This is a genomic window from Mesorhizobium sp. C416B, from assembly GCF_030323165.1.
Lineage (GTDB): Bacteria > Pseudomonadota > Alphaproteobacteria > Rhizobiales > Rhizobiaceae > Mesorhizobium.
Map to the genome: position 1 here is coordinate 5456543 of NZ_CP100471.1, position 14385 is coordinate 5470927.

General features: G+C 62.7%; 15 protein-coding genes. 4 read left to right on the forward strand and 11 right to left on the reverse strand.

From position 1 onward, the window contains the following. Positions 1–58: 58 nt before the first annotated feature. The 3 genes from NLY43_RS26635 to NLY43_RS26645 all read right to left on the reverse strand — a co-directional run bounded on the left by NLY43_RS26635 (position 59) and on the right by NLY43_RS26645 (position 1454). A complete protein-coding gene (locus NLY43_RS26635; protein WP_023672020.1) occupies positions 59–484 on the reverse strand; it encodes a BA14K family protein in 426 nt (141 codons plus the stop codon). A gap of 192 nt (positions 485–676) precedes the next feature. After that, positions 677–889 carry a cold-shock protein gene (locus NLY43_RS26640; RefSeq protein ID WP_023672019.1) on the reverse strand — a complete coding sequence of 71 codons (213 nt, stop codon included), beginning with the start codon at positions 887–889 and terminating at the stop codon, positions 677–679. A gap of 352 nt (positions 890–1241) precedes the next feature. Then, positions 1242–1454 carry a cold-shock protein gene (locus tag NLY43_RS26645; protein WP_006202520.1) on the reverse strand — a complete coding sequence of 71 codons (213 nt, stop codon included), beginning with the start codon at positions 1452–1454 and terminating at the stop codon, positions 1242–1244. Positions 1455–1938: 484 nt separating this feature from the next. Between NLY43_RS26645 and NLY43_RS26650 the strand changes: the two genes are divergently transcribed. Continuing rightward, positions 1939–2355, forward strand: coding sequence for a Kazal-type serine protease inhibitor domain-containing protein (locus NLY43_RS26650; protein WP_023711155.1), 417 nt, complete (start codon positions 1939–1941; stop codon positions 2353–2355). A gap of 538 nt (positions 2356–2893) precedes the next feature. Here the strand turns inward: NLY43_RS26650 and NLY43_RS26655 are convergent. Beyond that, the gene (locus NLY43_RS26655; protein ID WP_023711156.1) at positions 2894–3160 is read right to left on the reverse strand and encodes a hypothetical protein; all 267 of its coding nucleotides are present in this window, start codon (positions 3158–3160) and stop codon (positions 2894–2896) included. Then, positions 3157–3426: a hypothetical protein gene (locus tag NLY43_RS26660; protein WP_023672014.1), complete on the reverse strand. Its 270-nt coding sequence runs from the start codon at positions 3424–3426 to the stop codon at positions 3157–3159. The genes NLY43_RS26655 and NLY43_RS26660 overlap by 4 nt, the downstream gene beginning before the upstream one ends. Positions 3427–3710: 284 nt before the next feature. Here NLY43_RS26660 and NLY43_RS26665 point away from each other — a divergent pair, with 284 nt between their 5' ends. Together NLY43_RS26665 and NLY43_RS26670 are read left to right on the forward strand one after the other, a co-directional pair. Further along, complete coding sequence (locus NLY43_RS26665) at positions 3711–3929, forward strand: hypothetical protein (RefSeq protein ID WP_245263979.1); 219 nt, start codon at positions 3711–3713, stop codon at positions 3927–3929. Positions 3930–4132: 203 nt separating this feature from the next. Beyond that, a complete protein-coding gene (locus NLY43_RS26670) occupies positions 4133–5767 on the forward strand; it encodes a tetratricopeptide repeat-containing sulfotransferase family protein (protein WP_023711157.1) in 1635 nt (544 codons plus the stop codon). 7 nt (positions 5768–5774) lie between these two features. Here the strand turns inward: NLY43_RS26670 and NLY43_RS26675 are convergent, their stop codons facing one another. After that, positions 5775–6128, reverse strand: coding sequence for a DUF1428 domain-containing protein (locus tag NLY43_RS26675; protein WP_023711158.1), 354 nt, complete (start codon positions 6126–6128; stop codon positions 5775–5777). Between the two features lie 71 nt (positions 6129–6199). Further along, positions 6200–6628, reverse strand: coding sequence for a VOC family protein (locus NLY43_RS26680; RefSeq protein WP_023691563.1), 429 nt, complete (start codon positions 6626–6628; stop codon positions 6200–6202). A 200-nt stretch (positions 6629–6828) separates the two neighbouring features. Here NLY43_RS26680 and NLY43_RS26685 point away from each other — a divergent pair, with 200 nt between their 5' ends. Then, positions 6829–7443 carry a glutathione S-transferase family protein gene (locus tag NLY43_RS26685; protein WP_023672010.1) on the forward strand — a complete coding sequence of 205 codons (615 nt, stop codon included), beginning with the start codon at positions 6829–6831 and terminating at the stop codon, positions 7441–7443. 49 nt (positions 7444–7492) lie between these two features. On the opposite strand, the gene NLY43_RS26690 is transcribed toward NLY43_RS26685, so the two are convergent. From NLY43_RS26690 to NLY43_RS26705, 4 genes are all read right to left on the reverse strand, one after another. Continuing rightward, positions 7493–7666, reverse strand: a complete 174-nt coding sequence (locus NLY43_RS26690; protein WP_023672009.1) for a hypothetical protein — start codon at positions 7664–7666, stop codon at positions 7493–7495. A 147-nt stretch (positions 7667–7813) separates the two neighbouring features. Next, positions 7814–9340 carry an ABC-F family ATP-binding cassette domain-containing protein gene (locus NLY43_RS26695; protein ID WP_023711159.1) on the reverse strand — a complete coding sequence of 509 codons (1527 nt, stop codon included), beginning with the start codon at positions 9338–9340 and terminating at the stop codon, positions 7814–7816. A gap of 340 nt (positions 9341–9680) precedes the next feature. After that, positions 9681–12857, reverse strand: a complete 3177-nt coding sequence (uvrB, locus tag NLY43_RS26700) for an excinuclease ABC subunit UvrB (RefSeq protein WP_023711160.1) — start codon at positions 12855–12857, stop codon at positions 9681–9683. A gap of 122 nt (positions 12858–12979) precedes the next feature. Beyond that, the gene (locus tag NLY43_RS26705; RefSeq protein WP_023711161.1) at positions 12980–14245 is read right to left on the reverse strand and encodes a hypothetical protein; all 1266 of its coding nucleotides are present in this window, start codon (positions 14243–14245) and stop codon (positions 12980–12982) included. Positions 14246–14385 lie beyond the last annotated feature (140 nt).

The following is a 14385-nucleotide window of genomic DNA, read 5'->3' on the forward strand; positions in this document are numbered from 1 at the left end:
TTTCTGCCAAAAAAAAGCGCTGGCCTTGCGGTCAGCGCTTTTTGTGGGACAGGGAAGCTCAATTCGCGACGCAGAAATGCTGCTCACCGTCATTGCCGGTGAACGTGCCGCTGCGGGCATTGAAGCTCCGGTAGCGGTCCGAGCAGTATTCGTACCAGTCGCGGGTCCACGGCTCGGCATAGCGGTCGGCATAGACGACCCGCGGTTCGGCATAGTAACGGCGCACCGGCGCCGGCCGCACTTCGCGGTAGTCGTAATCGTCATCATAGCTGCTGTAGCGCGGCTGCGGGTTGCTCAGCGCACCGGCGATCAGAGCGCCGGCCGCAAGGCCGACGACACCGGCCGCAAGCGCGTCGCCATTATGATGACGACCATGGCCATGATGCCAGCGGTTCCAGTCCTTGGCATTGGCGGCAGGCAAGGTGGCGAGGGTGGTCGCGGCGAGAGCGGCGCCCAGGATGGCGGTCTTGAAAATGCGATTCATTTTGGTCTCCTTCGTGCCGGCCCGGATAGTTTTCGGGGATGCGGTCCAGCCTAGGGGACGATTAATAGAAGACCGTGGCTGAACGGGGGCTGAACGGAATTGGCTGATACGATCCAGTTCTTGCGGCAAAACCAAGCGCGTACGCAAGGCGCTCCGCCTCGTCAATCTCCGTCCGGACTGTCTTGAGCCGGCTTAGCCGACCGACAGGTTGACGGCCTTTGGACCCTTGCCGCGCTTGTCCGGCTCGGTGTCGAATGTCACTTTTTGTCCATCCTCCAGACCGGAAAGACCCGAAGCCTGCACGGCCGAAATATGAACGAAGACATCCTTCTGCCCGTCGTCGGGCGTAATGAAGCCGAAGCCTTTGGCATGATTGAAGAATTTGACGGTGCCGGTCTGCGGCATGGGAAGCTCCCTTTGATCCCATAAAGTCCAGTTTCGGGCCGGCAAATGCCCGAAGGGAAATTTGTCCCTTATTTTAGCGCTATCGGCAAGAGAAAGTTTTGGCGACGGCGGCAACGCTGAAGGCTGCTCAAATAGATCGTGGCACCGAAGGCAATTCGCGCCAGACGATTGCTCCGGCGATCAGCCACGGCATTGACCGATAAAGCGTCCTTTGCCTCCGGCGACGGCGGTCATGAAAAAGGCGCAACGGGAAATGTCGCGCCTTCGAAACTCTGGACGGCTGACAAAGCCGGTTCAAACACGCTTTAGGTGCTTTTTCGAGCGCCCTGACGGGCGCGCGGGCACCGCCGGTTCAGGCCGCGCGGAGGTTGACCGCCTTCGGACCCTTGCCCATGCGGTCGGGTTCAACGTCGAAGGTGACCTTCTGGCCGTCGACGAGGGTACGCAGGCCCGAGGCCTCGATCGCGGAAATGTGGACGAACACATCCTTGGCGCCGCCGTCGGGCGTGATGAAGCCGAAGCCTTTGGTCGCGTTGAAGAATTTAACGGTGCCGGTCTGGGCCATTGGGGAAACTCCTTCACCCGTGTCAGTCTTATGGTTTGCCCGCCGCCTGGCATCGTGGGCAAGTCCCGGTGGTTGCTTCGGCAGTCCTGCATTTGCGCATGGTAAAACCCCCCGCCGAAAATGGGGCCGTCAGAGATTCACAGTATCGGGGAAAGGTCGTCCAAAACGTTCCGCTCTCCGGGTCGCAAATGCCCGAACACAAAATTTATCGCACGGAAACGTGATCGTTGCAAGATAGCGCCGCGGACCGCGTCCATCGACGCATCCCAACGAAGGCGCTTCGATAAACCTGGGTTCTTAAGAGTTCATCAGCCAGAGCCCGGCCACGCATGGTCCAGCGGTCTGGTCCAGGGCCAAACCAATGCGCGGGCCGGGCATCGCATGGCTCCCGCGCCGCAAACGGGGGTTGCATTTGGCAAGGGAATGGCGAGGATCGACAGGCGCGTTTTGCGCCGGGGACGGGGGTCTCGAGGGAGGCATATTCATGAGATTTCTTGCGACGATCTTCTCGCGCCAGGGTTTTACTATTCTCTTCCTGTCGGGTCTTCTTGCGGCCTGCACCGTCGTCGTCGATGACGGGCCGGGACCACGTCCGCGCCCGCCACGGCCGGAACCGGAATTCTGCACCAGGCAATACGAGCCGGTCTGCGCGCGGCGCGGCGGTGACCGCCAGACCTTCGCCAATGCCTGCCTTGCCGAACGGGAAGGCTACCGCATCGTTCGCGACGGCCCTTGCCGCGACGGCGGCGGTGGTGGCGGTGGTGGCGGCGAAGAGCCGACATTCTGCACGCGCGAATACGCCCCGGTCTGCGCCCGCCGCCATGGCGAGCTGCGCACCTTTCCCAACGCCTGCGAGGCCCGTGCCGCCGATTACCGCGTCGTCGAGGACGGCCCCTGCTGATTTTTCCTTCTCCCCTGTCGGGTGAGTCCGCCGGAGGCGAATTCACCGTCCCACTGGCACGACAAAAAAGGCGGCGAATGCCGGGACCCTGCGAAGCAGCGGGGACCGGGCGGGTGGACCGGACCACCCTTGGTCCTTCGCAGGCTCAGGGCGTTCGAAACTCGAAAAGCCAACAATTGGCTTTTCGTCTGCTGCGCGGACCGGCTTCTCACCTCCAAGGGAAGAAGGATACCTTGTCGAGCGTGGCTTCGTCGACGTCGCGCGAGCGGCTCGACGAAGAACGTCAAGCAAGCCTCCGTTGCAGAGTTTTGCGCGAGATCGTCAGTCCATTGCTGGCAGGTACGCCAGGCGCGCCCCTGCCTTGTCAGCCCTTCGACTTCGGCTTCAGGCTGCTCTCGGCTTGCTTGACCGAGGAACCGAACGGGAGGCGGCCTTGGCCACCACCTTGTCTTTCTTGGGCTTGCGAGTTTCGCGATTGCTGCGCTGCTGACCCTTGGCCATCTGTCTGCTCCTTCGTACGTGCTGGGTGGGTGCGGTGTCAGACGGCCGGGCTGTCGGGGACAGCCGGGGCGTCCGCCACTTCGAGGTTGTCTTCCGTGGTGACCCGCTCATAGGTCTCCTGCTCGCTGCGGATGCGATATTGCGGCGAGCCATCCTTGACCGGCAATCTGCTCTTGATCTGAAACAGCTCGGCGGTCTTCTGGGCGAGCCCGCTGCGGCTCTTCATGCGCACGGTCTGGCCGATGGCGAAGAGGTGCGAGGGCGTGTCGGTGCGCGGACGCGCATTCTGCTGGAAGCGGATCATGCTGCGTTCTCCTGGTCGCGCCTCAGCGCTGTTTCGAGTTCGAGGTAGTCGATGGCGACAAGCTGGCTGGTGGCCGGGTTCTTCACCGCCCTTGCCGGCAAATGGATGAAGGTGGCGACGCGACGCCAGGCAAGCCGCGACATGCCCTCGATCAGCTCTTCGTCGTGATCGATGTCATAGTCGCCGGCCGGCAGTTGCCCTTCCAGCCCGCCAAGCACGAAGGGTGCCGCGAAATGGGCGATGGAACGGGTGGTGCGATCCGGCATTGGCTTGGCTCTGGTTCGTCGATGCTTTCCGGCATCAACAGGGAACTCAACCATCGGCGATTGGAATGAGTTTGGCGGGTCGAGTATCTCCGACGCCGCTATATGCCAAGCTTGGCCCAAAAAACGATCTCAGACCAATAATCCGAAATTGCTGATTATTCAAGCTGATTTCCGCCACGGCTCGACCGATATAAAAATTTCTCGTATAAACCTCTAATAAATCTGCTATCCTGGAACAATATCAACCAGTTTCTTATTTAGAGAGCATCGGAATAATTATTCCAGTGCCTAAGATTATTTTTTACGAAAGGGCAAAATATATGAGAATCATGAAAACGCCGGATCGTCCGACCGCAACAATCGAGCCAATCGTCCTCTTCCCCAAGGCAATGTCAGTGCGCCTGACGATAAGAAGCGACGAAGCGGCACGGCGCAAGATTGCCGACACCGACGGCACGCAGCGGCGGGAGCGCCGGCTCGCCGAAAGCAACCGGTTGATTTGACCGGGCTGCGCTGCTTTGGGTTCAACCGCAGCAACACCTTGTCCGGACCGAAGAGGATATCCGGCGGCACCCTTGAATCTGTCTCTTCCATGCCTTAGGTCCGGCAAGCGGACAAACACGGCAGGTTTCCCATCAACAGAGATCAGAGAAGAGCGGCGGGTGCTGGAGCTGGCGGACAGCCGCCGCTGGGCCTCGACCAATATGTGCAGCAGGCGCTGCAGCTGCATCAGGGCGGGCGCCGGCAGGAGGCCGAGACGCTGTACCGGCAGGTGCTGGCGCGCAAGGCCAATCACCCGGCAGCGGCGCATTTCCTGGGCCTGCTGCTGCACCAGACCGGGCGCAGCCCCGAAGGGCTGGAGCTGATCGAGCAGTCTGTGCGTCTGCAGCCGAAGAATCCCGATTTCCTCAACAATCTCGGCACGGTGATGCGCGATCTCGGCCGCGTTGCCGCGTCCGCCGATTTCTTCCGCGGCGCGGTCGATCTCAAGCCCGACCAGCTCGCGGCACGCGACAATCTGGGTTCGGCGTTGAAACAGCTCGGCCAGTTCGAGGCTGCGGAGGACATCTATCGCGGCACAATCGGGGGCAATCCCTTCCATGTCCGCGCCCGCATCGGGCTTGCCGAAACGTTGCAGGAAGCCGGTCGTCTGGACGAGGCGCTGGCGACCTTTCGCGAGGCGCTGACGATCCGGCCCAGGGATGCCGACCTGTTGCACGGGCTCGGCGTCGGGCTGATGGAAAAAGGCAAGCTCGATGAGGCGGCCGACCTGTTCCGGCAGGCGCTGGCGATCACGCCAGGCATGGCAAAAGCCTGGCTGATGCTGACGCAGGTCAAGCGCCAGAAGGAGCGCGACGCCGAACTCGCCGGCATGGAGGCCCAGCATGCCAAGGCGCCGGCCGACAGCCTGGCGCGCATGCAGCTGTCCTTCGGTCTCGGCAAGGCCAATGACGATTTGAAGGACTACAACAGGGCCTTCGACTATTTCGCTGAAGGCAATGCGATCCGCCGCAAGGGCATCGATTATGATCCGGTCAGGACGCGGGCCGAATTCGAGGCGATGAAGACGGTGTTCAACGCCGGCTTTTTCGAAAAGCACAAGCCAAGTGCAATCTCCGACGACACGCCGATTTTCGTCGTCGGCATGCCGCGCTCCGGCACCACGCTGGTCGAACAGATCATCGCCAGCCATCCACAAGTCTATGGCGCGGGCGAGCTCAGCATGTTGAAAACCGCGGTCGGCAAGCAATTTCCGCTGACCATGCCGGGAGGTTTCCCCTGGGGACTGGTCGATGTATCCGACGCGGAGTTTGCGGAGGCGGGCCAAGCCTATCTCGACATGCTGCATGAGCGCTATCCCAACTTCAGGCATGTCACCGACAAGATGCCCGGCAACTTCCTGCTCATCGGCTTCATCCATATGATGCTGCCGAAAGCCAAGATCATCCATTGCGCGCGCGATGCGGCGGCGACCTGCCTTTCGATCTACAAGGTGCATTTCCGCGGCGACAACCACCGCTACGGCTATGATTTGGGCGAGCTCGCCGATTTCCACAACATCTACACCGACATCATGGCGCATTGGCACGATGTTCTGCCGGGCGTCGTCCATGACGTGCGTTACGAGGATTTCGTGGCCGACCAGGAGGGACAGACGCGGGCGCTGATCGGGCATCTCGGCCTGTCCTGGGACGACAAGGCGCTGTCGTTCCACGAGACCGACCGCCCGGTGCGCACGGCCTCGGCCGCGCAGGTGCGCCAGCCGATGTATCAGGGCTCGGTCGATCTCTGGAAGCGCTATGGCGACAGGTTGAAGCCGCTGCTGGACAAGCTGGCCTGAGCAGCGGCTAAAGCTCGATGAAGGGCTGGAAGCCGCCGAAGATCATGCGCTTCATATCGAAGGGCATGGGCCCCGAATCGGGCGTCAAACGCGGATCGGCCATAACCTTGGCCATTACCGCGTCGCGGCTTTGCCTGGACGAATAGACGGCCCAGGCGAAGACGACGATCTCGTCGTCTTTTGCCTGAACGGCACGCGGAAACGAGGTCAACTCGCCATAGGGCACGTCGTCGGCGGTACATTCGAGGTAGGCGAGCGCTCCGTGTTCCTTCCATATCGGGCCTGCGAGGTTGGCCAGCTTCTTGTAGTCATCGATATTTGCCTTCGGCACGGCGAGCACGAAACCATCGACATAGGACATGAGGTTCTCCTTGGAGTATCTCACAAAGCTCCTTACCGGCGTCAGCCGGTGAGGAGCTTTGTCAGCGGTGGTCAGTCTTTCTTCGCCGGCGCGTTCATCGCCCATTCGACCCCGAAGGGGTCGCGCATGTTGCCCCACTGGTCGCCCCAGAACATCAGCTGCAGCGGCACTGCGACTTCGCAGCCGGCACCGACCGCGCGCTTCCACCAGCCATCGATCTCGTCGGCGCCGAGATGGAGCTGCATGGTATAGCCCTGCGGCTTGACGGCAGGCATGCCGTTTTCGGGGTAGAAATCGGAAATCATCAGCGTCGAGCCGTTGATGTGGAGATGGATGTGCATCGTGCGGCCCTGCTCATCGGGCGGATAGAAGAACACCTGTTCGGCGCCGAAAGCCTTCTTGTAGAATTCGGCGGCCTTGAAGGCGCCGTCCAGCTGCAGATAGGGGGTCAATCCACCGAGAACTTTCGCGGCCGGCTGAATGGGGGTCTGGTCGGTCATGTCTTGTTCCTCTTTGGGTTTGGTCTGGGCATTTGGTTTGGCCTTGCGAACCCTAGGACGAACGAGCCGGCCGCGATCCTACATGTCTGATGCGATTTTCTGGCGAAACGAACTTGCGTCGGCGGCGCCCAATCAGAGCGCAATGCTCGCTGTCAGCAGGCTAGAAAGGGGACTGCTCCTTTAACCCCGCTGAGACGACAATGATCCTCTATTACCAGACCCATTCGCCCTTTGCGCGCAAAGCGCTCGTCTTCGCCCATGAGGTCGGGCTTGCCGACCGGCTCGAGGTCATTCATCACGAGACCAGCCCGACCTTGCGCAATGCCAGTGTCTACGCCGAAAACCCGCTCGGCAAGGTGCCGGTGCTGCTGCGGCCGGATGCGCCGCCGCTCTTCGATTCCGATGTCATCTGCGCCTATCTCGATACGCTGCATGACGGCCGCAAATTGCTGCCGCAGGACGGCGAAGCGCGCTGGCAGGCGTTGCGGTTGCAGGCGGTCGCCCAAGGCCTGGCGCAGACGGGCATAGGCCTGCGCTGGGAGACGGAAAGGCGGCCCGAACAGTTGCGCTATGCAGCGCTTGCCGAAGGCTACCGGGAAAAAATCGAGGCCAGCTATGACTGGATCGAAAGCGCGCTGGACGACGAGACACCGCTCCATGTCGGCCATATAGCGCTTGCCACCACGCTGTCCTGGATGGCGTTCCGCCAGCTGCCGTCCTTTCGCGCGCGGGCGCGGCTGACGCGCTGGTTCGAGGCGTTCGAAAAGCGTCGATCGATGCAGGCGACGCCGCTGTCGGGCGATACGCATGACTGAGCAACGGTCGCCCCGCGGCGGCCTGCATCGATCTTTCCCGACCGCATGGTCAGGGCGCCCTGCAGATCCGCGGGCCGTTTTGCGCGTCGATGAGGATTTCCGGCCAGCCGATATCCTTGCGCAGTTCGATCGGCAGGGCCAGAAGCTCGCGCTCGCTGCGATAGCGGGCGCGGTTCTGTGCGTAACGGGCGGCGACGCGGCCTATGGATGACAGGATGGACATGATGCGTTCTCCTCAGATGAAGCCGGCATCATCGTGTCGGCATCCCAAGGACGCAGCAGGTTCAGGCGATCCGACAGAGCGCTGAAAATATTCTGGGAGATGTGAAACCATGGGCCGCAACACAGTGCGGCCCATGGTGGTAGTTCCTCAGCCCGCCGTTTCAGCCACTGAGCGGAAGAAATCCTCGGGGTCTTCGACTTCGGTCAGCTTCCGCTTGTCGATCAGCCAGAAGCGGTTGCCGATGGCGCGGATGAAGGAACGGTCGTGCGAGGCGAGCACACAGCTCGCCTGGTGCTTGAGCAGTTCCTCCTCCAGCGCTTCCTGGCCGTCGATGTCGAGATGGTTGGTCGGCTCGTCGAGCAGGTAGAAGTTGGGGTTGGCGAGTCTCAGCGCCAGCATCATCAGCCGCGCCTTCTGGCCGCCGGACAGCACGCCGATCTTCTTCTCCTGCATCTCAATGACAACGCCGGCGCCGGCAAGCAGCGAGCGGGCGCGTTGCTCGCCGACATCGTAGCGGTGCGAGACCAGGGCCAGCGGCGTGTCGTCGCCACTGATGCCGGCCAGCGCCTGGTCGCTGTAGCCAAGCACCGTCGACGGCGTCACCTTGACGTTCGGCACCGTGTCCGGCTCGGCGATGGCGTTGCGGATCAGATCGACGAAACGCGACTTGCCGACGCCGTTGCGGCCGAGCAGCACGATGCGGTCGCCCTGGCAGATGTGGCGCTTGCCGGTCTTGAACAGCAGCGTGCCGTCCGGCGTTTCCACTGCGGCGTCATCCAGCGTAATCAGCACCTTGGCATGGGTGCCGCGGTTGGCCAGCCGGATCGCGCCGGCCGATTTCTCGCGATGCGCCGATACCGCGGCGTCTTCCAGCTTCTCCGCCCGTTCCCTGAGTTGCTTGGTCTTCACCGTCAAAAGGTCGCTGCCGGAATTGATGCCGATGTTGTTGAGCTTGGCGGCCTGCTTGCGCAGTTGCTGCGCCACCTTCATGTCGCGCTCGAACCGGCGCGCCGTCGAGGCGTCCAATTCGTCCAGGGCCTGCCGCGCCCTGGAATAGGGCAGTGCAAACACCGGCGAGTCCTCCGGGCGCAAGAACAGCGTGCGGTTGGTGACGGCGTCGAGAAAGGCGCGGTCGTGACTGGCGATGACCACCGGCACTTCGCGCGGCAGGGCGTTCAGCCAGCTTTCCAGCTGGCTGATCTTAGCGAGGTCGAGATGATTGGTCGGCTCGTCGAGCAAAAGCACATCCGGATCGGTGACCCAGACGCGGGCGATCAGCGCCAGCCGCTGCCATCCGCCGCTCAGCGCCTGCATCGGCCGTTCGCGCATCGGCTCGGGCACGTCGAGCGAATCCAGCACCACGTCGACGCGCCACATCTCGCTGTCGGCCTGCTCGGCCGGCAAGGCATCGGCCACCACCTGATGGAAGCTGCGGCTGAGAAGGGCTGGCGGAACCGACTGCTCGACATGGCCGACACGCAGGCCGCGCGTGCGAGAAATGTCGCCCGAGGTCGGCTCCAGCGCGCCGGTCAGGCATTTAAGCAAGGTCGACTTGCCGCGGCCATTGGCGGCGACGATGCCGAGCCGGTCGCCGGCGCCCATGGTGAGGTCGAGATTGGAAAACAGCGGCGCACTCATGGTGACGCCGAGGGATTTGAGGCTGATCAGGGCCATTGCGATTTCTCTGGTCTTGCCGGAGACAACTCCGGATGCACTTTGACGGTGTGCTTGCCGGCCGTCAGGCTCAGCTTTGCGCACCACGAAGGGCAGACCAAAAAATCGAAACGGGAAAAAACCCGTGATGTCCCTGGTCAGCCCTGCAAGCGAACTCGCAGGGCAGAAATCGGGCCACGCTGACGATGGTGATCGATAGACACGCAGCCCTCCTTCCAAGACAAAACTTTGAGTGTGTGGAGCGATTACACCAAAGGCGGGGGTGGAGGCAAGTGGGCGACGGATGCGGCGGTGGTGGAGCGCTCTTCCCTTCTCCCACAAGGGGAGAAGGAAAGAGGTGCTATTTCCCCGGCCGTCCCGTCTTCCCCGGCCGCCGCTTATCACGACGCGCATCGCCTGGGTCCTCGTAGGAGCCGATGCCAGCACGCTGGCGAATGATTGGCTTGGGGGAATCGTCGCGATCCTTCGCGCCCCCCTCTGTCCTGCCGGACATCTCCCCCAGCTGGGGGGAGATTGGGTTTGGCTTGGCCGGCACTTTTCCTTCGACCGGCTTTTCGGTCCGCCGCACGGTCATCTCGTCCAGCGAGTTTTTCTTGAACAGCGGCTTGGTGGCATCACCCGGAATGCCGAAGTCGGAGCCGTGCGCTTCCTGCGCCGACTGTTTCTTGAACAACGAGCGCGACACCGCGCCTGACGGTGTCGGCATGTCGGTACCAGGCCCCATATCGTCGATCGACGGCTTGGCAAACAGCGGTTTCTTCACCGGCACGGCGCCGTCGGCACCCATTTCGTCGAGCGCCGGCTTGCGGAAGAGGTTGGACCGGGCAGCCCTGGCCGCCTCTTCAGCCGCGCGTGCGTCGTCGAACTTGCGAAAACGCTCCTGTTCCTCAGCCGTACGGTGCTTGGCCACGCCCTTGTTGTGCTTGCCCTTCTCGCGGCCGGAGACCGGGCTTTCCATGTCGGCGTATTTGGCCAGAGGGTCTTCCGAGATGGACAGTTCCATCTCGCGCAGCCGCTTGATCTCGTCGCGGATGCGGGCGGCCTTCTCGAAGTCGAGATTGGCGGCGGCGTCGCGCATCTGCTTTTCCATGGCGTCGAGATGAGCCTTGAGATTGTTGCCCATCATCGCACCGGCGCCGTCGGTGAACTGCGAGATATCGGCGCGGACATGGTCCTTCTCGTAGACCGAGTCCAGAATGTCGGAGATGCGCGACTTCACCGATTCCGGGGTGATGCCGTTGGCCGCGTTCCATTCCATCTGCTTTTCGCGGCGGCGGTTGGTCTCGGCCATCGCCCGCTCCATCGAGCCGGTGACCTGGTCGGCATAGAGGATGACCTTGCCGTCGACGTTGCGGGCGGCGCGACCGATGGTCTGGATCAGCGACGTCTCGGAGCGCAGGAAGCCCTCCTTGTCGGCGTCGAGGATGGCGACGAAACCGCATTCAGGAATGTCGAGGCCTTCGCGCAGCAGGTTGATGCCGACCAGCACGTCGAAAGCGCCGAGGCGGAGATCGCGCAGAATCTCGATGCGCTCCAGCGTGTCGATGTCGGAGTGCATGTAGCGAACGCGCACGCCTTGCTCATGCAAATATTCGGTCAGGTCTTCGGCCATGCGCTTGGTCAAAACGGTGACCAGCGTGCGGTAGCCGGCGGCCGTGGTGTCGCGGATTTCGCCGACGACATCGTCGACCTGGCTTTTCGCCGGGCGGACTTCGACCGGCGGATCGATCAGGCCGGTCGGGCGGATGACCTGCTCGGCGAACACGCCGCCGGCCTGTTCCATCTCCCAGGCGCCGGGTGTCGCAGAAACCGCGACGGAGAGCGGACGCATGGCGTCCCATTCCTCGAAGCGCAACGGGCGATTGTCCATGCAGGAGGGCAAGCGAAAACCATACTCCGCCAGTGTCGCCTTGCGGCGAAAGTCGCCACGATACATGCCGCCGATCTGCGGCACGGTGACGTGGCTTTCGTCGATGAAGACCAGCGCATTGTCGGGGATATATTCGAACAAAGTCGGCGGCGGATCGCCCGGCTGGCGTCCCGTGAGATAGCGCGAATAGTTCTCGATGCCGGCGCAGGAGCCGGTGGCTTCCAGCATCTCAAGATCGAAGCGGCAGCGCTGTTCGAGCCGCTGTGCCTCCAGCAGGCGGCCGGCGCGCTCGAGCTCGACCAGCCGGTGCTTGAGCTCCTCCTTGATCGACTTGATCGCCTGGTTGAGCGTTGGACGCGGCGTCACGTAGTGCGAGTTGGCGTAGATCTTGACGCTCTTCAGCTCGCCGGTCTTCTGGCCGGTGAGCGGATCGAATTCGGTGATTGCCTCGATCTCGTCGCCGAACATCGAGATGCGCCAGGCGCGGTCCTCAAGGTGGGCCGGGAAGATTTCGATCGTGTCGCCGCGCACGCGGAACGAGCCGCGCACGAAATTGATGTCCTGGCGCTTGTACTGCTGGGCGACCAGATCCGCGAGCAGAGCCCGCTGGTCGAGCCGGTCGCCGATCTGCATCTGGAAGGTCATCGCAGTATAGGTCTCGACCGAGCCGATACCGTAAATGCAAGACACCGAGGCGACGATGATGACGTCGTCGCGCTCGAGCAGCGAGCGGGTCGCCGAATGGCGCATCCGGTCGATCTGCTCGTTAATCGAGGATTCCTTCTCGATGAAGGTGTCGGTACGCGGGACGTAGGCTTCGGGCTGGTAGTAGTCGTAATAGGAGACGAAATACTCGACCGCATTGTCGGGGAAGAATTTCTTGAACTCGGAATAGAGCTGCGCGGCCAGCGTTTTGTTGGGCGCCAGGATCAAGGCAGGGCGCTGCGTCTGCTCGATCACCTTGGCCATGGTGAAGGTTTTGCCGGAGCCGGTGACGCCGAGCAGCACCTGAGTGCGGTCATTGTTGTCGACGCCCTCGACAAGATCCTTGATGGCGGTCGGCTGGTCGCCGGCCGGCTCGAAATCCGACACCATCTTAATGGCGATGCCGCCTTCGGATTTTTCCGGGCGGGCAGGGCGGTGCGGCGTCCACAGCACGCCGTCCTTGTGCAAGGGGTTGCCGGATTCGATCAGCGCCGACAGCGCCGCGACCGTCGCGGTGACGCTGCCCGAGGCCATCGTCTCGGCGTCTTCCAGAGAGATGTCGAGACCGGCGACCGGGTTGAGGCCGGCGGCGGTGCGTTCGCGCGCCGTTGCCGCGCCACCCATCGAGGTCCCGCGCGAACTGCGGCCGGGCGCAGCGGACCGCTCCGGGATCTTCTTCGCGGACTTTGGCGATCTACCATCGCCCTTACCGGTGAGACGGCCTTCCTTCTCGGCCTCCTGCTCGATCTGCTCGGCCCAGTCGGCAATCGAGCCGGTCAGCGGCGTGCCGGTGAAGTCGGCCTGCGGCGCTTCGGCAAAGCCGGCTCTGTGCAGAGGCTCCGAGGCATCGAGGAAATCGGTCAACGGGCTGCGCCGCTTGGGCGGCGAAGCGCTGTTGTCACCCGCCGGAGACGGTGTCTTTTTCTCGGGAAGTTTGGCCATGCCCCAAATATGGGCAGAGTCCGCCAAAATGGAAAGAGTGCAATGGCAACGGACGCTAAGCGGGTCGAAGCTCCTGACACAAGGGTGTCAGGAGCTGTGTCACGCAAAGCCGGGCCACCTGCTCAATTGAACCACAGCGCGAAGGTCAAAAACCCACCGCCACCGAACTGACGCTGGATCTGGTCGAACTCGCCGCTGGTCACGATCTCACCGCTCTCGAGGTAGGGCGCGATGGCCGGGCCGGTAATCGACAGCACCAGGTCGAAAGGCTTCGGTTCTTCGAAGAAACGCTTCATGTTGATGCCCTGGCCGGTGCTGACCGTGATGCGGAAATGCGGCAGCAGCTTGCGGCCTTCCAAAAGGTCTTCGGCCATGGTCAGAGTGGCGAGCCAGGCCTCGACCTGCTCCTCGCCGACTTCGAGCCCGGTGAGCGGGTTCTCGCCCTTCTGCTGCGGTCCCGGCAGCCATTCGCGGTCATTGTCGGTCTCGGCGCGGATCGCCTTCCAGTCCTCGCGCGACAGCCGGATCATTTCGAGCAGATGGCGGCGCGCCGCTTGACGGCGCTCCGGCTCGACCACCGGCCAGTTCACGAGGTGAACCATGGAGATGAAATCCGCGATGCGCCATTCCGATGAGAAGATGCTGCTCCCCATGTCCCCGGCGGGAGGCACCAGAACGTCCTGCAGCGGCAGTTTGGCGCGCGGGAACAGCATGTGGAACGAGCCGTCGAACATGGTCCTGAAATCATGCGCCAGCCAGAAATCGGCCTGCGCCATCAGGAATTCGGCATAGCCCTGCAGCCAGAAACCGTCGGCCCGGTCGAAGCGGAATGTGAGCGAGGGAGCGGCGCCGTCCGACGAGATACCGCCGCGCGACAGCGAGGCCATGATCGCGGCCATGCTTTCATCCGGCGCGATGGCACCGTCTTCGTTGAGATCGATGCCGGCATGGGTGAGGTCGACGACCATGCCGATATCGGCATCGGCGGGTACCGAGCCCAGAGTGGCCGCGGATGTCTCCAGCCGGTCGCGGAAGGCGACCAGAATGGCGCGGAACTGCTCATAGGTCAGCGGTTCGGGATTGGGATTGTCCGGAATCGGCAGCCGCATCAGCGGCAGCATGAATGATTGCGGGCTTTCGAACCCGTGGCGGTGCAGACCGCCGGCGAGGATTTCCAGCGCGGTGAAGAATTCGCCGGCCCCGGCGGCATAGGCTGACGCCGGATCGCCCTGGGCTGCAGCCTCGAGCGTGGTAAGCGCGGCGTTGCGCTCGGTCACCGTTTTGGCCTCGAACAAAGCGGTTGCCGCTTTGGGCGCGGCGGCGCGGGCCGAAGATAAAGGCAGCAACAGGAGGAGGGCGGACGCCAGCAGGCCTGCAAAACGTGTCATCTCATCCCTCCACTATGCGATGCGCAGACATTACACGCATTTGGCGCCGTGTCTGCCGGCGGCAGTGTTTCAAGGACTGACGGTCGACACTTCCCGAGCAGACCGTCTACACAAGCTAACCGATTGGGCAAACGATTGGG